The organism is Nocardia sp. NPDC020380 (assembly GCF_044386975.1).
Classification (GTDB): domain Bacteria; phylum Actinomycetota; class Actinomycetes; order Mycobacteriales; family Mycobacteriaceae; genus Nocardia.
Window position 1 is genome coordinate 604,444 of sequence record NZ_JBIRVQ010000003.1, and the last position, 21,004, is coordinate 625,447.

Annotated in this window: 21 protein-coding genes and 1 pseudogene; 11 read left to right on the forward strand and 11 right to left on the reverse strand. The window is 67.6% G+C overall.

Translation table 11 applies throughout. The features are described from left to right. Window position 1: 1 nt before the first annotated feature. On the reverse strand, window positions 2-1,420 hold the full coding sequence (locus ACH438_RS10410; RefSeq protein ID WP_397003447.1) for an L-fucose/L-arabinose isomerase family protein: 1,419 nt from the start codon (window positions 1,418-1,420) through the stop codon (window positions 2-4). Between the two features lie 88 nt (window positions 1,421-1,508). Beyond that, a complete protein-coding gene (locus ACH438_RS10415) occupies window positions 1,509-2,348 on the reverse strand; it encodes a glycosyl hydrolase family 32 (RefSeq protein WP_397003449.1) in 840 nt (279 codons plus the stop codon). A gap of 84 nt (window positions 2,349-2,432) precedes the next feature. On the opposite strand from ACH438_RS10415, the gene ACH438_RS10420 reads away from it, so the two are divergent. Next, window positions 2,433-3,518, forward strand: coding sequence for a winged helix DNA-binding domain-containing protein (locus tag ACH438_RS10420; RefSeq protein ID WP_397003451.1), 1,086 nt, complete (start codon window positions 2,433-2,435; stop codon window positions 3,516-3,518). A gap of 6 nt (window positions 3,519-3,524) precedes the next feature. On the opposite strand, the gene ACH438_RS10425 is transcribed toward ACH438_RS10420, so the two are convergent. Both ACH438_RS10425 and ACH438_RS10430 read right to left on the reverse strand, forming a co-directional pair. Then, window positions 3,525-4,280 carry a tyrosine-protein phosphatase gene (locus ACH438_RS10425; RefSeq protein ID WP_397003453.1) on the reverse strand — a complete coding sequence of 252 codons (756 nt, stop codon included), beginning with the start codon at window positions 4,278-4,280 and terminating at the stop codon, window positions 3,525-3,527. Further along, window positions 4,270-6,438 carry a pyruvate, phosphate dikinase gene (locus ACH438_RS10430; protein ID WP_397003455.1) on the reverse strand — a complete coding sequence of 723 codons (2,169 nt, stop codon included), beginning with the start codon at window positions 6,436-6,438 and terminating at the stop codon, window positions 4,270-4,272. The genes ACH438_RS10425 and ACH438_RS10430 overlap by 11 nt, the downstream gene beginning before the upstream one ends. Window positions 6,439-6,643: 205 nt before the next feature. On the opposite strand from ACH438_RS10430, the gene ACH438_RS10435 reads away from it, so the two are divergent. Further along, window positions 6,644-8,251 (forward strand): FadD3 family acyl-CoA ligase, encoded by a 1,608-nt coding sequence (locus tag ACH438_RS10435; RefSeq protein WP_397003458.1) that lies wholly within the window; start codon window positions 6,644-6,646, stop codon window positions 8,249-8,251. A gap of 75 nt (window positions 8,252-8,326) precedes the next feature. Here ACH438_RS10435 and ACH438_RS10440 read toward each other — a convergent pair whose 3' ends face one another. From ACH438_RS10440 to kstD, 3 genes are all read right to left on the reverse strand, one after another. Next, window positions 8,327-9,142 (reverse strand): SDR family NAD(P)-dependent oxidoreductase, encoded by an 816-nt coding sequence (locus tag ACH438_RS10440; protein WP_397003460.1) that lies wholly within the window; start codon window positions 9,140-9,142, stop codon window positions 8,327-8,329. 75 nt (window positions 9,143-9,217) lie between these two features. After that, complete coding sequence (locus tag ACH438_RS10445) at window positions 9,218-9,949, reverse strand: glucose 1-dehydrogenase (RefSeq protein ID WP_397003462.1); 732 nt, start codon at window positions 9,947-9,949, stop codon at window positions 9,218-9,220. A 1-nt stretch (window position 9,950) separates the two neighbouring features. After that, the gene (gene kstD / locus ACH438_RS10450; RefSeq protein ID WP_397003464.1) at window positions 9,951-11,675 is read right to left on the reverse strand and encodes a 3-oxosteroid 1-dehydrogenase; all 1,725 of its coding nucleotides are present in this window, start codon (window positions 11,673-11,675) and stop codon (window positions 9,951-9,953) included. Between the two features lie 174 nt (window positions 11,676-11,849). On the opposite strand from kstD, the gene ACH438_RS10455 reads away from it, so the two are divergent. The 4 genes from ACH438_RS10455 to ACH438_RS10470 all read left to right on the forward strand — a co-directional run bounded on the left by ACH438_RS10455 (window position 11,850) and on the right by ACH438_RS10470 (window position 15,293). Then, window positions 11,850-12,995, forward strand: coding sequence for an LLM class flavin-dependent oxidoreductase (locus ACH438_RS10455; RefSeq protein WP_397003466.1), 1,146 nt, complete (start codon window positions 11,850-11,852; stop codon window positions 12,993-12,995). A 12-nt stretch (window positions 12,996-13,007) separates the two neighbouring features. After that, a complete protein-coding gene (locus ACH438_RS10460) occupies window positions 13,008-13,760 on the forward strand; it encodes a glucose 1-dehydrogenase (RefSeq protein ID WP_397003468.1) in 753 nt (250 codons plus the stop codon). Between the two features lie 35 nt (window positions 13,761-13,795). Continuing rightward, complete coding sequence (locus ACH438_RS10465; protein ID WP_397003470.1) at window positions 13,796-14,755, forward strand: alpha/beta hydrolase; 960 nt, start codon at window positions 13,796-13,798, stop codon at window positions 14,753-14,755. Window positions 14,756-14,882: 127 nt separating this feature from the next. After that, window positions 14,883-15,293, forward strand: coding sequence for a DUF4189 domain-containing protein (locus tag ACH438_RS10470; protein WP_397003472.1), 411 nt, complete (start codon window positions 14,883-14,885; stop codon window positions 15,291-15,293). 4 nt (window positions 15,294-15,297) lie between these two features. On the opposite strand, the gene ACH438_RS10475 is transcribed toward ACH438_RS10470, so the two are convergent. The 3 genes from ACH438_RS10475 to ACH438_RS10485 all read right to left on the reverse strand — a co-directional run bounded on the left by ACH438_RS10475 (window position 15,298) and on the right by ACH438_RS10485 (window position 16,647). Next, on the reverse strand, window positions 15,298-15,666 hold the full coding sequence (locus ACH438_RS10475) for a DUF5313 family protein (RefSeq protein ID WP_397003474.1): 369 nt from the start codon (window positions 15,664-15,666) through the stop codon (window positions 15,298-15,300). Then, a complete protein-coding gene (locus ACH438_RS10480; protein WP_397003476.1) occupies window positions 15,663-16,139 on the reverse strand; it encodes a MarR family winged helix-turn-helix transcriptional regulator in 477 nt (158 codons plus the stop codon). The genes ACH438_RS10475 and ACH438_RS10480 overlap by 4 nt, the downstream gene beginning before the upstream one ends. A gap of 85 nt (window positions 16,140-16,224) precedes the next feature. Then, window positions 16,225-16,647 (reverse strand): nuclear transport factor 2 family protein, encoded by a 423-nt coding sequence (locus ACH438_RS10485; protein ID WP_397003478.1) that lies wholly within the window; start codon window positions 16,645-16,647, stop codon window positions 16,225-16,227. A gap of 85 nt (window positions 16,648-16,732) precedes the next feature. Here ACH438_RS10485 and ACH438_RS10490 point away from each other — a divergent pair, with 85 nt between their 5' ends. The 4 genes and pseudogenes from ACH438_RS10490 to ACH438_RS10505 form a co-directional block, all read left to right on the forward strand. Then, window positions 16,733-17,287 (forward strand): TetR/AcrR family transcriptional regulator, encoded by a 555-nt coding sequence (locus ACH438_RS10490; protein WP_397003480.1) that lies wholly within the window; start codon window positions 16,733-16,735, stop codon window positions 17,285-17,287. 158 nt (window positions 17,288-17,445) lie between these two features. Next, the gene (locus tag ACH438_RS10495) at window positions 17,446-18,669 is read left to right on the forward strand and encodes a glutamate ABC transporter substrate-binding protein (RefSeq protein WP_397003482.1); all 1,224 of its coding nucleotides are present in this window, start codon (window positions 17,446-17,448) and stop codon (window positions 18,667-18,669) included. 555 nt (window positions 18,670-19,224) lie between these two features. Beyond that, window positions 19,225-19,608 carry a hypothetical protein gene (locus ACH438_RS10500; RefSeq protein WP_397003484.1) on the forward strand — a complete coding sequence of 128 codons (384 nt, stop codon included), beginning with the start codon at window positions 19,225-19,227 and terminating at the stop codon, window positions 19,606-19,608. A 24-nt stretch (window positions 19,609-19,632) separates the two neighbouring features. Beyond that, window positions 19,633-19,968 (forward strand): annotated as a pseudogene (locus ACH438_RS10505) (RtcB family protein); the annotation flags it as partial. 21 nt (window positions 19,969-19,989) lie between these two features. Here ACH438_RS10505 and ACH438_RS10510 read toward each other — a convergent pair. Further along, complete coding sequence (locus tag ACH438_RS10510) at window positions 19,990-20,472, reverse strand: hypothetical protein (RefSeq protein ID WP_397003486.1); 483 nt, start codon at window positions 20,470-20,472, stop codon at window positions 19,990-19,992. 266 nt (window positions 20,473-20,738) lie between these two features. Between ACH438_RS10510 and ACH438_RS10515 the strand changes: the two genes are divergently transcribed. After that, complete coding sequence (locus ACH438_RS10515) at window positions 20,739-20,918, forward strand: hypothetical protein (protein ID WP_397003488.1); 180 nt, start codon at window positions 20,739-20,741, stop codon at window positions 20,916-20,918. Window positions 20,919-21,004 lie beyond the last annotated feature (86 nt).

A 21,004-nucleotide genomic window follows, 5' to 3' on the forward strand; every position in this document is an offset into this window, starting at 1 on the left:
GTCAGCCCGCCCTGGAGAATTCGTCGAGGGTGACGCCCAGCAGCTCGCAGGCGATCCGCACGGTCGCCCGCTGGTCCCCCGGCACCGCGTGAATGTGGTTGGCGCCGAAGCGGTTCAGGAAGTCGCCCGCCTCGGCGTCCAGGCGGGCGAAGGCGTGCGGCCACTCCCGGGTGGACTGTTTCATCAAGGCCTCGTTGGTGTCGTCGTCGTAGGTCTCGAAATCGCCGAGCATCAACTGCATCCGGTAGTCGCCCGCCTTGCGGGTGAGCCGGGCCAGTGTCATCCGCCCGGGCGCGGCCAGATGATGCACGGAGGCGCCGCCCGCCGGGAAGAAGAACACCTCCGGATACAGGTGCACGCGCGCCAGGTTCTCCGCCGGATCGTCACTGCGAGCGGCGAACCAGGTGGCGTGCTGGCCGGAATTGCACAGATCCCAGATGTCGCGGTCGGCGTGGTAGTGCCGGACATCCGCGAAAAGCACCGGGGTGCCGGAGATCTGCTTGAGCAGCTGCATGGTGAGCGCGCCGTCCATATCGGCCTCGGTGGCGCACACGTGCGGGGCCTTGGGCCCGTTCCAGTCGTACGGGTCGTTGAGGAAGGCCTCGGTGATGTCCATGGTGGCGAAGTACTGGGTGAGCTCCGGCTGACCCTTGATGCCGGAGAAGTCCAGATGCCATTCGGCGATGAGATCCCGCATGGCCAGATAGGAGCGCAGCTGCCGTTCCAGCAGTTCGGGGGTGAGTTTGCGGCCGTCGTAGTGGACGCCGGCGGTGCTGCGTTCCAGCCATTCCCGCGCCGCGCCCGCCTCCTTGGCGTCGGCCTGCTCGGCGCGGCGGACGATCTCCCACTGGTCGATCTCCTCCACATCGATGCCGAACAGCCGCTGCCACTGATCGGTATTGGCGACCGCGGTGTTCATGCCCATGGGCCGGCCGCCGATGCGCCCGAAGGTACTGCCGCGCAGGCTCGCCACCGCCGCCGCGGCCCGCGCCCGCGCGCCGACCGCGGCAATCAGCTCCGCATCGGCGGGATCGCCCCACAGCCGGGCGTGCGCGCGCCCGATCTGATCGAGCGCGCCGCCGGCCGCCAGCATGCCGACCATGCCCGGCTGCACCGGATCGATATTCGACAGCAACAGCAGCGGGCCGTTCAACTGCCCGGCCGCGAGCATGGTGAAGTGCGGGAACGCCCACACCGCGTAGTGCAGCACGGTGAGATCGACGCCCGCGGCCTGCACCTGCCGCGCCACCGCGACCGCCTGGTCATTGCCGGCGACCGGCTCGACCCCGCGAATCACGGTGTGCCCGGCCGCGGTCAGCTCGGCGACCAGCCGATCCTCCACCGTCCGAATGAATCCGACAATGCCGCCGTGCACGTAGTCGCGGCCGTCGGAGAAACTGATCACGCCGATCCGGGCCATGCCTGCCTCCCGCAGTGGGTGGACTCTCGACTCGGGGTCCAGAATTCCAGCTCACCCCGCCCGCCACGCCCGAAATCCGCAGAATCGATCAACCCGGGAAGATCAAGGGAGCCAGTGCGACTCCGCCCTGTCCCCACCCGGCGCTGGTGATCCAGAGTCGGCCGTCGTCGACGATCTCCGCGGCATGGGCGGGGAGGTGTCCGGCCCGGCCGGCGGGGTCGAAGTGAAACGGGTCGTCACTGCGGAAGACCTCGGTGCCGAGATAGTCCGGGCGGGGGCCGAGGAACAGGTACCAGGAATCCCTGTGCCGCAGTACGAAAGGTGACTCGGTATTGCCCGCGCCGGTACCGGTGAGCAGATCGGTGTAGGCGATGCGGCGATCACTCCAGTTCAGCAGATCGGTGCTGGTCCGGTAGGCGACCACATGATTACCGCCCGCCGGAGTGCTGGTGGCGCAGTAGTACATGACCCACTGCTCGCCGAGTCGCAAGAGCATGGGGTCGCGCGCGTCGTAGCCGTCTCGAAAGACCGGATTGCCCGGATGCCTGGTCCATTCGAAGAGGTCGGTGGAAGTGGCGAGATGGATTCCCGTTGCCGTGCGGTCGGTTCCACCGCCGTCGTAGAACATGAAATACCGGTCACCGCCGTCGACCACGAACGGCGCCCACAGATGGGTCTCACCGGCATCGCGGTCCACGGTCAGTACCGATGGATGCTTGGTCCAGGGCCCGTGCAGGTCCGCGGCGGTAGCGTGCGCGAACTCGCGCTCATCCCACGGGTCGGCGGGCTCGGCGTGCGTGATCCCGAACAGATGCCACCGCCCGTCCCGCCCGCGGATCACCGTGTGATCGTTGATGTACCAGGGCACGCCCGGTTCGCTCGGATCGTAGATCCGCCGGAAGCCACCCGCCTGCACCGACCGCGCCATACGTCCTCCCTTCCTCACATATAGTCCCCCGCCGCCGATCCATGTAGGACCGAAACTGACCTATATGGATCCGACACTGTTCCCATGAAGGAACTGTCGCTGCGCGAGCTCAACCGAACCCTGCTGCTCCGCCAGCACTTGGCCGCCCGGGTCTCGATGCCCGCCCTCGACCTGATCCGCCACCTGGTCGCCGTGCAGGGCCAGGACCCCAACTGGCCCTATGTGGGCCTGTGGACCCGCCTGACCGGCTTCCGCCACGAAGATCTCTCCACCCTGCTGGAAGATCGAACAGTGGTGCGCGCCACCACGATCCGCCGCACCGTCCACCTCTCCGCCGCCGACGACTACCGCTGGCTCTACCCCACGGTCCGCCCCGACCCGGGCGCGGCCCTCGGCGCCATCTACTTCCGCGAAACCCTCGCCGGCCTGGACATCGGCGAATTCGCCGGGGCAGGAAAAGAACTGCTCACCGGTCGCACCGTCGCCCGCCGCGAACTCGGACGAGCCCTCATCGACCGCTTCCCGCACCGCGACCCCGGCCGCCTCGTCCACATCCTCGGCCACCTCCACCCCCTGGTCCACGACAACGAGGCGGGACGCTGGAACGCCTGGGGCTCCTACTCCGTCTCGGTCTCCCTCGCCGAGGAGTGGATGAACACACCACTCGCCGGCCCGCAGCCGGAAACGATGATCCTCCGCTACCTGACCGCCTTCGGCCCGGCCACCACCGCCGACATCCAGGCCTGGGCCGGCGTGACCCGCCTGGCCGAGGTGATCACCCGGCTCCGCCCGCGGCTGCGTGTCTTCCGGGACGAATCCGGCCGCGAACTCTTCGATGTCCCGGACGCCCCGCTGGCCCCCGCCGACGCCCCGGCGCCGGTCCGCTTCCTGCCCGCGTTCGACAATGCGCTGCTCGCCCATCGCGACCGCCGCCGCATGATCAGCGACGAGGATCGAGCACGAATCAACAAGATCGCCTCCGGCGGCGTCCCGATGTACCTGGTCGACGGCTTCGTCCACGGCCGTTGGGACCTGGATGGTTCCACCATCCGGGTGACCCCGTGGCACCCGCTCTCCCCCGCCGACGAAGCCGCCGTCATCGAGGAGGCGGAAAAGCTCCTGCCGTTCATCACCGATGCCGACGGCAAGGTCATCATCGATCGGCAATGAGATCGATCAGGGAGCGACCAGTACTTCGCGGAGCCGGTCGAGCTCGGCTTCCGAGAGGCCATTGGAGAGAAGCCATTTGGCGGCGCCACCGTAATCGGCGTAGAGGTTTTCCAGGAAGCGGAGCATCACTTCGGGGGTGACGGCGAGGATGCCGGTATTGGCGGGCGGGAGGCCCGCGTAGGAGGGAAGGGCGTCGAGGCGGTCGCGGACGCGTTGCATGCGCTCGTTGGTGAGGGCGTAGTCGTTCGCGATGGCCGTCAGGTGGACGCCCACCGCGTCCAGGAGGACTGCGGCGAGGACGCCCGTCCGGTCTTTGCCTGCGGCGCAATGGAACAGGACCGAGTGGCGATCAGGATCGATGACCAGGCGGACAGCGTCGACGATATGGCCCGGACTGCCCGCCAGCAGCTGACTGTAGAGGTCGGCCAGGTCCACTCTGGTCTTGTCAGGTACCAGATCCCTTGCCGCCAGCGAGGATTGGGGCGATTTGCGGATCGGCAGGTTGGCTATGTGCAGGTCGGCCGTGCCGATCAGGCCATAGCCCTCGCGCTCGATTTCGTCGGCCAGGCGCAGGTCGATGACAGTACGCAGGCCCAGGGCGCCGGTGAGGTGGGTGAGGTCCTCGCAGGTGGCCTGTTGCAGCGTGCTCGAACGGAAGGCCACGCCGAAACGTGTTGTTCCGCCGCCGATCACCGGGAGCCCGCCGAGGTCGCGGACATTGTCGATCTGGTCGAAGTCGACCCAGCGGGATTCAGTGGGCACGGCCGGCCGCCGCTTCTTCCGCGCGGGTCAGGCCGCACAGACCGATGAGGTCTTCGTGGAGTTCGAACCAGACCGTGTGGTAGCTGTCCATGATGGGGCGGGCCACATAGGTGTGATCGCCCTCGCCGATGCGCTCGACGGCGCGGTCCAGACGGTCGGTGTAGCGCACCAGGCGCGGTGCGAGGCCGCCCAGTCGCCGGATGAGGGGCCGCAGACGCTGGTGGGTGGCGGTGAGGCGGGTCAGGACGCCGGCGTCGTACTCGGGGTCGGCGTGGTCGTTGACGGTGGCCGGGTCCTTCATCTGCCAGTCGGTGATGATCACCTTGAGATCCGCGTTGTAGACGCAGAATTCGTCGTAGGCGGCGGTCAGGGCGGCCGCGTCGACGGTTCGACGCTCCTCGGTGAGGAGGAGTTCCAGGCGCGGGCGGCCCTCGGGGGTGAGCCGGAAGCCGGCGGGCGTGGTGGCGCAGAGCCCGGCGCCGACCAATTCGTCACAGCGGGAGACGATTTCGCTCGCCTCCGCGCCGAGGCTCGCGGCCAGGTTGTCGGCATTGACCCGGCCCTTGATGCCGACCAGGCGCAGCAGCGCCAGCTCGGTCACGGGTGCGTCCACGGAAACCTCTTCGTGCTCACTGTTTTCCGTTGCGGCACTGCGACTCTCCAGCCGGTCGGCCAGCTGCTCACCGGTCACGCCGGCCCATTGACCGAGTTGCGCGACATCGTCGAGCACGGCCTGCTCGACCGGCTTGCCCGCCACCGCGCCGGGCAGCACGAGGCCGGCCCCACCGTCGACGGTCACGGTCCTGCCGGTAAGGGCCTCGACGACACCCGGTCCGCAGCCGACCACGCAGGGCCGGCCGAGTTCGCGGCTGACCAGCGCGGCATGCGATGTGGTGCCGCCCAATTCGGTGACGATGGCGCGGGCGGCGATCATGCCGTGCAGATCGTCGGGGCTGGTGGTGGGGCGCACCAGAATGACGTCCTCGCCCGCCTCCGCGCGGGTCTCGGCCTCGTCGGGATCGGTCACGACAATGCCGGAAGCCAGTCCGGGGCACGCGGATTCGCCGCGCGCGAGCGGCTCGTGTCCGGTCGTATCGCCGGAGGCCGGGCGCAGGACCTCGCGCACCTGGTCGGCGGTGATGCGGCGCAGCGCCTCGTCCGTGCTGATCAGGTCCTCGGCCACCATGGCAACGGCGGCGCGCACCGCGGCCCGCGCCGACCGCTTGGCGGGCCGCGACTGCAGCAGCCACAGCGTCCCGGATTCCACGGTGAATTCGACGTCCTGGATATCCCGGCCGTCCTGTTCCAGCAGCTGTGCGGCGGCGATCAACCGCTCGTGCACCTCCGGCTGGGTGGCGGCCAGTTCGTCGAGCGGGCGCGGGGTGGTGCGTCCGGACACCACGTCCTCGCCCTGCCCGCCGACCAGCCATTCGCCGTAGACAGGCCCGTGACCCGTATTGGGGTTGCGACTGAAAAGCACTCCGGTGCCGGAGCATTCGTCCAGATTGCCGAACACCATGGCCTGCACGGTCACCGCGGTGCCGAGCGTGCCGGACACCCCGCGATTGGCGCGATAGGTCTTGGCGCGCGGCGAGTCCCACGACCGGAACACGGCCTCGATCGCGCCGCGCAGCTGCTCCCACGGATCCGCGGGCACCGCCCCGGCCGGATCGCCGAGCACGGTTTCCCGGTACTGGTGCAGGAACCGCTGCCGAGTGTCATTGGCGTAGGCGGGATTACGGGTCTCGTCGGCGAGCGCCTGCTGCACCGCATCGGTCATACCGAGATTGAGGACGGTGTCCATCATGCCGGGCATGGAGATGGCCGCGCCCGACCGCACCGACACCAGCAGCGGCCGTTCCGCGGATCCGAAGCGCCGCCCGGTGCCGCGCTCGATGACGGCGATCCCGGCCAGCACCTGCGCCCAGATCTCGTCGGCGAGCACGCCGCGCCGGGTGTAATCGGCCCAGGCATCGGTGGTGAGCACGAAGGCCGGGGGCACGGGCAGGCCGAGCGCCCGCATGTGGTCGATGCTCCACGCCTTGCCGCCGATCTTCTCGCGGGACAGCCCGCAGGCGCCGTCGAGTTCGACCACGGCGACGTCCGCTGCGGCAGCATCCGCCACGCTGCCGGGTCGCTGCGCAAGTTCGGCGGTCATGTCACTCCTTCGATGTCGTGGACTCATCCCCATCCCGGAACCCCACCTCGGGAACATCTATCGAGCGTGCCGCGTGACGGCCCGCACACCCAAGCCGCATCCCGATCAGCGGAACCCGCCCGGACATGCTCTTGGCACGCCCGGTCAGCGGGATGGCACGGGGAAAACGGGCAATGAGGCAGGGGTGGTACGGCAGGATGGGCGCATGGATCGGCGGCTGAGCCCCCGAGCCCCCGCAGCCCCGGTGACGACCGTTCCGGCGCTGGTGGCGGACCGGGCACGGCGGTACCCGGACGCGGTGGCGATCGCCGGGCCGGCAGGGCGGTTGACCTTCGCGGAATTGGCCGATCGGGTGGACGAGGTGACCCGGGCGGCCATGGCGTCGGGCCTCGAAACCGGTGACCGGGTGGGCATATGGGCGCCCAACGGCCTGCGCTGGATCGTGACCGCACTGGGCATGCTCGGCGCGGGCGCGACCCTGGTCCCGATCAGCACCCGCCTGCGCGGCCCGGAAACCGCCGAGGTGCTGGCCCGCAGTCACGCCAAGGCGGTGTGCACGGTGCAGACCTTCCTGGGCGCCGACTACCCGGCCATGCTCGCCGAATCCGGGCGTCCGCTACCGGATCTGGAGAACCTGATCCTGCTCGACGACGCGGTCGGCGCGGGCGACGCCGACTGGGACATCAGCTCCTGGGCCGGATTCCTCGCCCCCGGCACCACGATTCCCCCGGAGGCCGTGCGGCAGCGCCTGGACGAGATTGCGCCGGACGCCATTTCCGACATCCTCTTCACCTCGGGTACCACCGGCGCCCCCAAGGGCGTACTGGCCACCCATCAGCAGACCCTGGAGGTCTTCTCCCTGTGGGCGGATGCGGTCACCTTGCGTGCCCGCGACCGATACCTGCTGGTGAACCCCTTCTCCCACACCTTCGGCTACAAGGCCGGCATCCTCGCCTGCCTGCTGAAAACCGCGACCATGGTCCCGATCGAACGTTTCGATCCGGCTCGCGCCCTGCAACTCATCGAGAACGAGCGCATCACCGTCCTGGCCGGTCCGCCAACGGTTTTCACCGATCTCCTGCAGGCCGGCCACCAGGACTACATGCTCGGGTCCCTCCGGCTGGCCGGCACCGGCGGCGCCCCGGTCCCCACCGAACTGGTGGAACGCATCCGCGAAGACCTCCGCGTCCCTTACGTCTTCACCGCCTACGGCCTCACCGAATCCATCGGCGTGGTCACGGTCTGCCCGCCCGACTCCCCCGCCGACCTCATCGCCGGCACGGTCGGAAAAGCCCTCCCCGGCACCGAAATCCGCCTCCTCGACCGCGACGGCGTCCCCGTCCCGCCCGGCGAGCCCGGCGAGGTCACCGTCAAGGGCCCGAATGTCATGCAGGGCTACCTCGACGACCCCGAAGCCACGGCCGCCGCCATCGATCCCGACGGCTACCTGCACACCGGCGATATCGGCACCCTCGACGACGAGGGCTACCTCCGCATCACCGACCGTCTCAAGGACATGTACATAGTGGGCGGCTTCAACGCCTACCCCGCCGAAATCGAGCGAATACTCCTGCAACACCCCGACATCCACGACGTCGCCGTCATCGGCATCCCCGACCCCCGCCTGGGCGAGGTGGGTCGTGCGGTGATCGTCCCGCGCGACGGCACCACCCTCGATCCGGCCGCGGTCATCGAATGGTCGCGCTCCCGTCTCGCCGGTTACAAGGTGCCCCGCGAGGTCGTCTTCATCGACTCGCTCCCGCACAATGCCGGCGGCAAGGTCGCCAAACACCTGCTCCGCAAGGCGGATTGACGACCACCGGCCCCGTACCAGGAGGTGCGGGGCGGTGGTCGTCGTCCGGCGCCGGGATCGCGGCGGGCGCCGGAGTCAGATTTCTTTGCGCATCTGGGCGGTCAGGGGCTTCATGTAGGCGGAGCCGAGGAGACGGCGCATCCAGTTCATGGCCTTGGCATCGGAGCCGATCAGGATGAGGGGCTTGTTCTTTCGCATGCCCTCGACGATGGTGTGGGCGCACTGCTGCGGGGTGGTCTTGGCCAGTTTGTCGAAGTTGGCGGCCAGGGCGTCGCGGTCGCGGTTGGCCGAAGCCCGTGCCTTCCAGGCGATCTCGGTCTTGATCATGCCGGGGTGGACGCTGGAGACGCCGACGTTGTAGCCGGCGATGATCATTTCCTGGCGCAGGGCGTCGGTGAAGCCGTGCATGGCGTACTTCGAGGAGCTGTAGCCGCCCTGGCTCGGGCAGGCCACCAGGCCGAACATGCTGGACACATTGGCGATATGGCCGTCACCCGAGGCGATGACGTGCGGCAGGAACGCCTTGGTGCCGTGCGCGGTACCCCAGAAGTTGATGCCGAAGATCCACTCCAGGTCCTCCCAGGTCACGTCCTCGATATTGGCGGTCAGCGAGACGCCCGCATTGTTGACGACGATATTGACCTTCCCGAAATCCGCGACCACCTCATCGGCGTGCGCGTACACCGCGGCACGGTCGGTGACGTCGAGCTTGTACGCCCGCGCCTTCGCGCCCTCCTTCTCGCACAGTGCGGCCGTCTCGGCCACACTGTCGAGATTGCGGCCCGACAACGCCAGCTGCGCGCCGTTCCGGGCCAGTTCTAGGGCCACGGCCCGGCCGATGCCGGCGCCCGCACCGGTGATGACGGCGACTTTGCCGCGGAAGTCTTTCATTGCCATATTCCTGTCTTGCAGCGGGAAAAGGGGTTTCAGGGGCTTGCCCCTGAGAGCCCCGAGAGTTAGGGCCGGTTACTGACTGGTGAAGCCGCCATCGGCTACGAATTCCGAGCCGGTGCTGTAGGAGGACTCGTCCGAGATCAGGAACAGCACCAAGTCGGCGAGTTCCTGCGGGGACGCGGGGCGGGCGATGGGCTGATTGGCGGCGATCGAAGCGGACCGGTCGGAGGTCGCGACCATTTCGGTGGCGACAATTCCCGGGTGCACGGAGTTGACGCGCACATTGTCGGCGGCGAATTCCTGTGCGGCAGTTTTGGACATGCCGCGCACCGCCCACTTCGACGCCACGTAGCCGAGGATGTTCGAGTACCCGATCAGGCCGCCGGTCGAGGAGATGTTCACGATCGAACCGACACCGGCCCGCCGCATCGACCCGATGACCGCCTTCATGCCCAAGAACACGCCGACCTGATTGACGTCGATCACCTTGCGGTAGTCCGCTTCCGCGAGCTTCTCGATCGGATCCACGTGCACGATGCCCGCATTGTTGACCAGCCCGGAGACCGGCCCGAACTTCGCCTCGGCCTGCGCGACCACATCGTTCCACGCGGCCTCGTCGATCACATCCAGCGGCAGGAACAGTGCGGCGTCACCGATCTCGGCGGCTACCGCCTGCCCCTGCTCCACGAGCACATCGGTGATGACCACCTTCGCCCCCTCGGCCGCAAGCGTGCGCGCGAATGCCGCGCCCATGCCCCGCGCACCGCCGGTGACGATCACGACCTTGCTGCCGGCCCGTCCCATATCACTTCTCCTGGTTCTGCGCGGCGCGACGACCGGGCCGCTTGGCCGGCGCCGCAACGGTTTCGGCGGTCTCCTGATCGGCGAGGTGGTTGGCGGCGATGTAGCCGAACACCATGGCGGGACCGATGGTCGCGCCGGCGCCGGCGTAGTCGTTGCCCATGACCGCGGCGGAGTTGTTGCCCGCCGCATAGAGACCCTCGATGACCGCGCCCTGATCGTTCAGCACGCGGGCGTGCTCGTCGGTGACCAGGCCGCCCTTGGTGCCGAGATCGCCGGGCACCATCTCGACCGCGTAGAACGGGCCGCGCTCCAGCGGCGCCATGGTCGGATTGGGCTTCACGGTCGGGTCGCCGTAGTAGCGGTCGTAAGCGGAATCGCCGCGCAGGAAGTCCTCGTCACGCCCCTTGCGCGCAAAACCGTTGAAGCGCTCCACGGTGGCGGCCAGCCGATCCGCCGGCACGCCCAGCTTCGCGGCCAGTTCGGCGAGCGTGTCGGCCTGCTTGATGATCCCCGCGTCGAAGTACTTCTGCGGCAGCGGCCGCTTGGGGAAGTTGCCGAGGAACAGGTACCGGTCGCGGAAGTTCTGATCGAAGATGAAATGCGCCGGAATGCTGCCCGGCACTTCCGCTTCCACCTCGTACATCTTGTGCACGACATTCACGTACGGCGCGGATTCGTTGACGAACCGCTCACCGTTGGCGTTCACGATGATGGCGCCCGGCTGCGACCGCTCCGCCAGGCAGAAGAACGGCGGGCCGTCGGGGTTGCGCACCGACGGACCCCACCACGCGTCGTCCATGAGATCGACTGCGGCGCCGGCCTTCTGGCCCGCCACGATGCCCTCACCGACATTCTCGGTGGCGCCCACGGTCCACGCGGTGTTCTGCGGACCGGAGATGTACTGCTTGCGCATCTCCAGGTTGTGCTCGAAACCGCCCGCGGCCAGCACCACACCGCGCCGCGCCTTGATGACCACCGGCCGGCCCTCGTGCTCGGCGCGCACGCCGACCACGGTGTCGCCCTCCATGATCAGCTCGGTCAGCGGCGTGTTCAGCCAGATCGGCACGCCCGCATCGCGCAGCGACAACCACAGCCGCGCGGCCAGCGCCTTGCCGAGACTCAACGGCAGCGCGCCCTTGATCAGGTTCAGCGCGGTCAGCGCACCCACCTTGAGCGCGGTCTTCTTGCCCTTCCAGGTGCGCGCGATCATGTTCAGGTCGTGGAAGTCGCTGACCGTGATGGCAATGCCCTTGGGCGCGGACATGGTCGGCTGATTGATCTTGTGCAGATCCCCGCCGAGCAGCCGCCCGTCGATCGGCTTGGGCTCGATGCTGCGGCCCTGCGCCAGCCCGCCCGGGTACTCCGGGTGGTAGTCGGAGTAGCCGCGGTCGTAGACGAAGTCCCAGTACTTCGACCGCGCGCCGATGTACTGGAACATGGCCGGGCCGTGGTCCAGGAACGCCCGCTGCTTCGCCTCCGGAACCCGATCGCCCACAACGGCTTTCAGGTAGGTCCGCGCCATCTCCGGGCTGTCCGGCACGCCCGCCGCCTGCAGCACCGGATTGTTCGGCACCCAGACGCCGCCGCCGGAACGCGCGGTCGAGCCGCCGAACAGCCGGCTCTTCTCGATGAGCGTCACCGACAGCCCGCGATAGGCCGCGGTCAGCGCGGCCGTCATACCCGCCGCGCCGGAACCAACGACAACGACATCGAATTCGAATTCCATGAATCCGACGCTAAGGCGGTGATGCGCGCACCGGCACCGTGTGGTCCCGGCCACTGAGACAAGCGCATGACCTGAGGCTATGGGTACAGAAGTATTCCGTTTAGGCATAGACGCCCGGATGCGCCGGACGCAGGCGGCACTCGCGGTTCGCCGCCCCAGGAACAGGGAGCCCGGATGAAGTTCTCGATGATCTTCGAAGCGCAGATGACCGACCCGACCGCCGCACACGAGGCGCAGGTCCTGCGCGACTGCGTGGACCAGGCCGTGCTGGCCGACCAGGTCGGATTCGATGCCGTCTGGGCGGTCGAACATCACGGGCTCAAGTGGTACGCGCACATGAGCGCACCGGAAATCTTCCTCACCTGGGTGGCCGCCAAGACCTCGCGCGTCCGCATCGGGCACGGCGTGGTCTGCATGCCGTTCAACTTCAATCACCCGGTGCGGGCCGCCGAACGCGCCGCCATGCTGGACGTGCTCTCCGGCGGCCGGTTGAACCTGGGCGCGGGCCGCGGCGCCACCGAGGTCGAAACCTCCATGTGCGGAGTCGATCCCGCGCGTACGTACCAGGAGGTGGAGGAATCATTGCGCATGATCGCCGCCGCCTGGCAGGACCCGGAAGGCGAATTCGAGTACCACGGTGAGCTTCTCGATATTCCGCCGCACCATTTGCTGCCCCGGCCGGTGCAACGCCCGCATCCGCCGCTGTTCATGGCCTGCACCCGCAAGGACACCCTGAAACTCGCCGCCGACTACGGAATCGGGGCTCTCGTACTGGGATTCGCGGGCATCGAGGAGATCGCCGAACTGCGCGGCATCTACGACGACGCCATTGCCGCCCGCACCGGCGAACGCTTCGTGTCCACGGTGGTGAACGACCACTTCGCGGCCCTGTGCCCGACCATCGTGCTCGACGATCGCGAACAGGCCCAGCAGATCGGCGCACGCGGCCAGCGATTCTTCGCCCAATCCATCAAGCACTACTACGGCGCCGGCCCGGTCCCCGACGAAGCCGTCGACCCCGCCGTCGACGAGGTCGCCAAGATCCGGCAGGCCGCCGAGGACCACGTCGCCTACCTGCACGAAGCCAGGATTCCCGTGAAATCCGGCTCCACCGCCATCTTCAATACCGAACACGCCTACGGCAATGCCGACGACGCCATCGCGTACGTCGAGCGGTTGCAGGAGGCCGGGGCCGACGAGATCCTGTGCCTGATCCAGATGGGGACCGTGCCGCAAGCGGCCTGCCTCGAAACCATCCGTCAATGGGGGGACAAGGTCATCCCCCACTTTCGTGAAAACCAACACCGTCGAAACAAGTAGAAGGAAGTCGAAATGGCTGATCTCACCGGCAAAGTCGCCCTGATCACCGGCGCCGCCCGCGGCCAGGGCGCCGCCGAGGCGCGCCTGTTCGTCGAACGCGGCGCACAGGTGGTCATCACCGACGTGCTCGACACCGAAGGCAAGGAACTCGCCGAATCCCTCGGCGCAGCCGCCCGTTTCGTCCGCCACGACGTCACCGACACCGACAGCTGGGCCGCCGCCGTCGGCGCGGCCGTCTCCGCCTTCGGCAAGCTCGACGTCCTGGTGAACAATGCCGCCATCTACACCATGAAGCCGATCATGGAGACGAGTTCCGAAGAGCTGGAACGCATCCTGAAGGTGAACCTGATCGGCGCCTTCAACGGCATCAAGGCCGCGGTCCCCGCCATGATCGAGGCGGGCGGCGGCTCGATCGTCAATATCTCCTCGCAGTCCGGCCTCGAGGGCCTGATGAACCACGCCGCCTACGGCTCCTCCAAGTGGGCCCTGCGCGGCCTGAGCCGGGTCGCCGCACTGGAGCTGGGCCTCAACCAGATCCGCGTCAACTCCGTCTATCCCGGCCCCATCGCCACCCCGATGGTGCCGTACCTGACCACCGGCCCGGGCAGCTTCCCCACCCTCCCGCTGGAACGCTCCGGCCTGCCCGAAGAGGTCGCCGAACTCGTCGCCTTCCTCGCCTCCGACGCCGCCGCCTACATCACCGGCGCCGAAGTCTCGGTCGACGGCGGTCTGGCCGCGGGCAAGTTCATTCCGCGCGGCATGTAATCCACCGATCGACCGGTCTCCCCGAGGAATTCACGATGCCGCTGTCCCCCGAATGGCGCGCCTTCATCGACGCCGCCAGTGCCGCCTTCCCGAAACTCGGCACCGAGGTGCTCGATGCCGGGGAGGCGCGGGCCTTCCTGGCCGCCCGGCCCGCCGCGCCGATCGAGCCGATTCCCATTGCGGGCGTGGAGGACTGGCTGGTGCCCGGCCCGGAGGACGCGCCCGAGGTGCCGGTCCGGCTCTACCGGCCGCTCGATACCGAGGGGACACCGGGTGTGGTGGTCTTCTATCACGGCGGCGGATTCGTGCTGTGCGGCTTGGACAGTCACGACCGCTTCTGCCGCACCATGGCCAACGCGGCGGGCGTCATCGTGGCGTCGGTGGACTACCGACGCGCACCCGACGCCCGCTTCCCCGCCGCCGCCGACGACGCCTACGCCGTCCTGCGCTGGGTCGCCGACAATGCCGAATCCCTCGGCGGCGATCCGGAGCGGGTGGCCGTCGCGGGTGACAGCGCGGGCGGCAATCTGGCCACCGTCGCCGCGCTGCAGGCCCGCGACAACGGCGGCCCCGACCTCGTGTTCCAGCTGCTCATGTATCCGCTGCTGAATCCGTTCTGCGACAACGGCTCCCACACCGAGAACGCCGAGGGCTACTTCACCACCGCCGCGCACATCCGCTGGTACTGGCAGCAATACCTGAACTCGGACGCCGAACGGTCCGACCCCTACGCCAATCCCCTCGTCGCCGACCTGACCGGACTCCCGCCCGCCCACATCGCCACCGCGGAATTCGACCCCTTGCGCGATGAAGGCGAGGACTACGGCCACCGATTGCAGGCCGCCGGTGTGCCCGTGGAGATCCACCGCTGGGACAGCACCGTGCACGGCTTCATGACCATGGCCTTCCACCTCCGGGAAACCCGGCAGGCCAATGCCGCCGCCTTCGACGCGCTGCGCCGGGCCCTGGCCCACACCAGGTCCGAGGCCCGCTGACCACGGCATCACCCGCTTCACAGCCGAATCCCAGCGCGAAACCTGTTCACGCACGCCCGATTTGCGTAGCATCGCGAAGGTCAGTTGATCTTCAGATGTCTCGGGGAAGCTCTTGTCTCTCGCACGGATGGCCGCTCTCACCGCGGCCATGACTGTCGGATGCACGATCGGCGCGGCCGGCACGGCGGCCGCCGACCAGCCCGGCCAGTACTACGGCGCCATCGCGGTCTCACGGCTGAAGAACTCCGCCGTGGTCGACGCGGGCCTGCCCAGCAAGACCGCCGCCGACGCCGCCGTCATCCGCGACTGCTCCAACTACGACTGCGAGATAGTCCTGCACTTCACGGGTGGCTGCGCTGCCGTGGCCCAGGGCGCGGACGGCCAATTCGGCTGGGCCACCGGCGGCAGCAAGGGCGACGCCGAACAGGCCGCCGTCACCAGCCTCGGCCAGAGCAACCCGCCCTTCCCGGACCTCGGCAGCGCCCAAGCCCAACCCGCGCATGTCGTGACCTCCGCCTGCGGCCCCGACGCGCAGTAACCACTCAGTGCGGGTAGCGCGCCTCGTAAGCGGCGCGCTCGGCGGCGCGGCGGGTGGCGCGGGCGGGGTTCTCCAGGTCTTGGGGGAAGCCGTGTTTCGCCAAGCGGTGTGCGCGGTTCATCGGCATGTAGGCCACGATGTAGAACACCGCCAGTAGTACGGCCAGCAGGATCATGGCGCCGCGCAACCACAGTTCGCCCGGGAACAGCAGGAACAGCGCGAAGATCGGGGTCAGCGGGAACAGCCCGCGCACAATGTGCCGGGGCAGCGCGAAGGTTCCGGTGAGATCGTGGCGGACCCAATCCCGCAGGTCGTCGGGTAGTTTGCGACCGTAGGAGTAGCCGATCCACTGAATGGGGTTGGGACGCTTCACTTCCGGGTTCCCTTCGACGGTTCCGCCGGCACCGAGCGACGTGCCGCGTTGTTGACGCGATTCAGCACCTCGCGCAGTTCCTCCAGATCGGCCAGGCTCACACCAAGGCGTTCCACCACGGCGGGCGGAATCTTCTCCGCCTCGGTGCGCAGCGCCCGGCCTTCCGGAGTCAGATCGACGACGAGATTGCGTTCGTCGTTGCTGTCCCGCCGCCGGGTGATGAGCCCGGCGGCCTCCAACCGCTTGAGCAGCGGCGACAGCGTCGGCGAATCGAGTTGAATGGCCTCGCCGATGTCCTTGACCGACATCGGCGCCTCCCCCCACAGCGCCAGCATCACCAGATACTGCGGATGGGTGAGCCCCATGGGTTCCAGCAGTGGCCGATACACCGCGAGCACCGCGCGATTGGCGACCGCCAGCGCGAAGCAGACCTGCCGGTCCAGCCGCAGCGGATCCTCGGCCTCCGATGCCATGTGCCGGCCCTCCTCGATCATCGTCGTTAGGGCAACAATAGTTAACGCACTAACTGTTTGTCCGCGATCCGGTGGGTAATAACCGTCACAGCTGCGACAAGGCCAGACTCAGCAGCCGAGCCGTGTCCATGTAGTCGCGGAACAGCGTGACCTGGCCGTCCCGGACGTGGACCACATTGACCGAGCTGCGCACCGAACGCCGCTCCTGGCCGGGGCGGGTCATGTCGACGTCGTTCTCGACCACGAAGACCCCGGGATCGGTGGTCTCGTAGATGTGCGGGGTGATGCCGTGGATCTCCAAGCCGGACATGCCCGTCCAGCGGTTCGCCAGATACTCGCGGATCTGATCCCGGCCCTCCAGCCGCGCCGGCATGCCGGGCACCCGGAACGGCAATTCGAACACCGCGTCTTCGGCCATCAGGTCGGCGAAACCGCCGGCATTGCGCGAGGGCAGCCCGGTGAAAAGCTGTTCGACCAGGTCACGAGGGGTGGTTACGGGAGTGGACATTGCTGCCTCCAAAAACGGAACGTAGGACCCGGTTAGTATTCGGGGCGCTCGCCCCGCTTGTCAATGGCCGGGTAGGCTTCCGGAGATGACCGACCGTCCACTGCGCGCCGACGCCCGCCGCAATCGCGACCGCGTCCTGGCCGCCGCACAGGAAGCCTTTGCGACCGAAGGCATTTCCGTGCCACTGGACGAGATCGCCCGCCGCGCGGGAGTCGGCGCGGGCACCGTGTACCGGCACTTCCCCACCAAGGAAGCCCTGTTCGAAGCCGCCATGCTCGACCGCGTCGAGCGCATGACCGCCATCGCGCGGGCGGGCGCCGAAACCGACGACCCGGGCGGCGCGTTCTTCGACTACCTGGCACAGATGGCCGCCGACGGCGGCGTCAAAAGAGACCTCGCCGACGCCATCGGACCCCGGCGCGCCCAGGACTTCCTGGCACAGACCTTCGAAATGAAAAGCGCCATAGGCGAATTGCTGACCGCCGCACAACGGGCGGGCGCGGTGCGGACCGATATCGGCATCGACGATCTGATGGCAATTCTGAAGGGACTGTTCCTCGCCATCCACGACGGCGGGGCCGATCCCGGAATTCACGCCCGCGCCTTCGCCGTCATGGTCGACGGGTTGCGCACCCGCTAGCCGCAAATGTTCAGCACACGCTGATTGCGAATGTGCACACGTTTCGTCATCGCGGGTGATTGGATGCACGCATGTGCTGAGCGGTCGCCATTCCGGCGCCCCGGCCCGGCTTGTTCTTCCCGTTATTCCACTGCGTCGATGACAGGAGATCAGGTTCGATGCTGCGTGCGTTCCGTGCCGTCGCCCTCACGGCCGGTCTGACCTTGACAGCCTGCGGCCAGCAGACAACCCCGATCCCCCAGCAGCCGCTACCGCCACCGCGAACGCTCACCATCGGCATCAAATTCGACCAACCCGGACTTTCCGTCCGCGCACCGGACGGCACCCCGCACGGATTCGATATCGACACCGCCCGCTATATCGCCGCCAAACTCGGCGTCACCCCCGATCACATCACCTGGAAAGAAGCCAGATCCGACCAGCGGGAAAACCTGTTGAACTCCGGCGCAGTCGATTTCGTCGTCGCCTCCTATTCCATCACCGCGGGCCGCCAGCAACTCGTCTCCTTCGCCGGGCCCTATCTCATGACCGGGCAGGACCTGCTGGTGCGGCAGAGCGAGAAGGACATCGAACGGCCCGAGGACCTCGACGGACGCACCGTCTGCACCGCCGAGGGCTCCACCTCCGCCGACAAGATCCGGCGCAGCTTCGCCCAGGACGTCAAGCTCAGCACCCGCGACACCTACACGCAGTGCGTCGCCGACCTCATCTCCGGCACCGCCGACGCCGTCAGCACCGACGACGTCATCCTCGCCGGCTTCGCCCACGAACACCCCGGCATGCTGCGCGTGGCCGGGCACCGCTTCACCCGCGAACGCTACGGAATCGGCATCCGCAAGGGCGATCTCGACCTGCAGACCCGCATCACCGCCATCGTGCGCATGATGATCGACGACGGCAGCTGGCGCCGTTTCCTGGAAGGCAACCTGGCCGCCACCGGCTACGTGCCCTTACCCGAACCCGTCGTCTTCAACGCCCCCGACCGGGCCGTCGAACCCGGCGACCCCACCACCCTCGACGCCGACCTGGTGCAGACCACCAAGGCCGTCACCGCCACCTCCAATGCCCGCGACTGGGAAGGCTTCCGCTCCCTCGTCTGCCCCGAGACCGCCGACGAAATCGACCAGATCGTCCTGCAATACACCCCGCAATACGACAAAACCCTCGGCGCCGAAGTGAAATCCGCCGGCTTCACCAACACCGTCACCGGCGTCACCCAAACCGACCCGAACAACGCCACTTTCGCCTTCCACGAAGCCTTCACCAACGTCCCCGACAAATACCGCGGCTACTTCAAGGACATCGACTACACCGGCACCATGGTCCGCCGCGAAGGCTCCTGGAAACTCTGCGGCCTCGCCGCCGACTTCGTCGAACCCTGAGGCCGCCGGGCAGCGGCTCTGGCCAAATTCGTTGAGCCGCTACAGGTTCGACCCCTAGATGACCAGGCACAGGCGCGGACCGCGAAAGACACGCCGCGAAAAACCGCGTAAAACAGACAGAATCGGAGACTCGCACATGCGTGCGAGAGCTTGCCGGTGATCATCGAGGCATGCTCGATCTGACTCGCGCAGAGGTCTCATACATGGTCGGCCTGTTCCAGACGGACGGCACACACTCCAGCTATTCACGAGGAAGGGGACGCTTATCGATCGAGCCGGCAGAGCGTGACGCAGCGTTGCTCGAAGAACTACAGAGACACATCCCAGGGAAGTCGACTCTCAGCACTCGAACACGCGACACGAATTTCAAGACCGGTTACGTCACTCGGATCCTGAGTATCCATACACAAGGACTTCGAGCGTTTCGGCGTTCCGATCGGTAAGAAGTCCGAAACGATCCGTCCACCCGACTACGAGTACTCCCGACCTGACCACCTCCGTGGCATCATCGATGGCGACGGCTCACTCGGATTCACCGCGAAGGGCTACCCGTTCGTGAGCGCCGTCACCGCCAGTCCCTATCTCGCACAGCACATCTGCGCTGAAATCAGCACCGTCTGTGCCGTCGAGCGCACCGCGCGACGCAATAACCGTGACGGTGTCTACAACATCATGGTCGCCAACGGAGCCGCAGTCGACCTCGCACGATGGTGCTACCAGCCAGGCACACTTGCAATGCCACGGAAGCGAGCAGCCGCAAACGAAATCCTCGAATGGACACCGCCCACAACCAGATTCGGGCACACACAGAAGAAATGGATGCCCGAGGAAGACGCGATACTGTTCGACCGGCCCATCAAAGAGACCGCGCAGCTACTCGGTAGAACCGTGCAAAGTGTCAACCTCAGGCGCTGGCGCAAGCGGAATGGCTCGGTCTAACAAGGGCATTCAATAGTATGCCTCGCGAAGGGCGCGGTGCGGGCGGGGGCGGGGGATCTCGCGCTCATTCCGGGGTCGATGGGGACTCGGTCGTATGTGGTGCGGGGCAAGGGGAATGCGGCCTCGTTCCAGTCGGCGTCGCACGGGGCGGGGCGGCGGATGAGCCGGAATGCGACCAAGAAGCAGTTCACGGTAGCCGATCTGATCGCGCAGACCGAGGGCGTGGAGTCGCGGAAGGATGCCGGGGTCGTGGACGAGATTCCGGCGGCGTACAAGGACATCGACCAGGTCATCGCCGTGCAGGCGGACCTGGTGGATATCGTTGCCACGCTCCGCCAGGTCCTGTGCGTGAAGGGCTGATCCGGTTCGCGGACGGGTGGTTCAGCGGCGGCGCAAGGTCGCCGCTGTTCCCGCCCCGACCAGCAGGATGCCGACAATGAGCGGGAAACCCGTCTGCAGCCACTGGAACAACGCCACCTGCATATCGGACGAGATCTTCGGGATATCGCCGATCAACCGGAAGGTGTCGTCCGGGAAGATCAGATGGGTGACGCCGGGCAGCACGCCCCACACCAGTCCCGCGATCAGCGTGCCCGGCGGCGAGTAGGCGGCCAGCGCCGCCACGATCAGGAAAATCAATGCGCCCAGCAGGATTTCGAAGGTCGAGCCCAGGCGGTCGCTGAGATTGCCGAGAATGACCCACTGCCTGGTGCCGGCGGCGCCGCGCGCGGCGAACGCGATGCCGATCGGGGTGAGAATAAGACCGACCAGTGTCCCGGTCACAGTTCTGGAAGTATTGCTCTTGCTACGGAACTGCGCCCCCGGCGGTGACCAGCCCGCGGGCGATGGGAACTTCTCCGGCATCCTCGTCTCCCTGCGCACCCCCGGGACGCCCTTCGTGCCCGGACCCCCATTGTCCGTCCCGCCGCGGGATTCTGCGCGATCTTGACTGCACCGCAATCAAGGCGCTCCCAACAGGAGTTTCACCCGGCCAGCGACCGTCCGGTTGGGAGTATTTGCACCACCGTGTCCGGCGCGAGATCCGCTGCGGCAACGAGGAAACGCTCCGGGCCCTGCTTATCGGATTTGGTCATGATCCGGTCACCGAGCGGGCCGCTGGAGAACGCGTAGTGGATGGGCACCGCGATGCGCGGGCGCAGCGCCCCGACCCCACCACCACCGCCTCCTGCCTCTGGGCAGCCCTGCACGGCCTCATCACCCTCCGCCAGGACCGCCCCAGCTTCCCCTGGCCACCCCTCGAAAACCTCGTACGCACCCTGGTCGAAGCCCACTTGGCCGCGGCGGGCTGACCTCGGACGAACGCGACAGCGGTGGCGGAGGCGCAGCATGCCGGGCGGGGTGTGAGGTTGCGGGGGTGCGAAGTTGCGGTGCGGGG

Bases quoted from the DNA above. Each gene is read 5' to 3' on its own strand.
- ACH438_RS10410 (WP_397003447.1), bottom strand. From the start codon at position 1,420: ATGGCCCGGATCGGCGTGATCAGTTTCTCCGACGGCCGCGACTACGTG.
- ACH438_RS10415 (WP_397003449.1), bottom strand. From the start codon at position 2,348: ATGGCGCGGTCGGTGCAGGCGGGTGGCTTCCGGCGGATCTACGATCCG.
- ACH438_RS10420 (WP_397003451.1), top strand. From the start codon at position 2,433: ATGAAGGAACTGTCGCTGCGCGAGCTCAACCGAACCCTGCTGCTCCGC.
- ACH438_RS10430 (WP_397003455.1), bottom strand. From the start codon at position 6,438: ATGACCGCCGAACTTGCGCAGCGACCCGGCAGCGTGGCGGATGCTGCC.
- ACH438_RS10435 (WP_397003458.1), top strand. From the start codon at position 6,644: ATGGATCGGCGGCTGAGCCCCCGAGCCCCCGCAGCCCCGGTGACGACC.
- ACH438_RS10440 (WP_397003460.1), bottom strand. From the start codon at position 9,142: ATGAAAGACTTCCGCGGCAAAGTCGCCGTCATCACCGGTGCGGGCGCC.
- ACH438_RS10445 (WP_397003462.1), bottom strand. From the start codon at position 9,949: ATGGGACGGGCCGGCAGCAAGGTCGTGATCGTCACCGGCGGTGCGCGG.
- kstD (WP_397003464.1), bottom strand. From the start codon at position 11,675: ATGGAATTCGAATTCGATGTCGTTGTCGTTGGTTCCGGCGCGGCGGGT.
- ACH438_RS10455 (WP_397003466.1), top strand. From the start codon at position 11,850: ATGAAGTTCTCGATGATCTTCGAAGCGCAGATGACCGACCCGACCGCC.
- ACH438_RS10460 (WP_397003468.1), top strand. From the start codon at position 13,008: ATGGCTGATCTCACCGGCAAAGTCGCCCTGATCACCGGCGCCGCCCGC.
- ACH438_RS10465 (WP_397003470.1), top strand. From the start codon at position 13,796: ATGCCGCTGTCCCCCGAATGGCGCGCCTTCATCGACGCCGCCAGTGCC.
- ACH438_RS10470 (WP_397003472.1), top strand. From the start codon at position 14,883: ATGGCCGCTCTCACCGCGGCCATGACTGTCGGATGCACGATCGGCGCG.
- ACH438_RS10480 (WP_397003476.1), bottom strand. From the start codon at position 16,139: ATGGCATCGGAGGCCGAGGATCCGCTGCGGCTGGACCGGCAGGTCTGC.
- ACH438_RS10485 (WP_397003478.1), bottom strand. From the start codon at position 16,647: ATGTCCACTCCCGTAACCACCCCTCGTGACCTGGTCGAACAGCTTTTC.
- ACH438_RS10490 (WP_397003480.1), top strand. From the start codon at position 16,733: ATGACCGACCGTCCACTGCGCGCCGACGCCCGCCGCAATCGCGACCGC.
- ACH438_RS10495 (WP_397003482.1), top strand. From the start codon at position 17,446: ATGCTGCGTGCGTTCCGTGCCGTCGCCCTCACGGCCGGTCTGACCTTG.
- ACH438_RS10510 (WP_397003486.1), bottom strand. From the start codon at position 20,472: ATGCCGGAGAAGTTCCCATCGCCCGCGGGCTGGTCACCGCCGGGGGCG.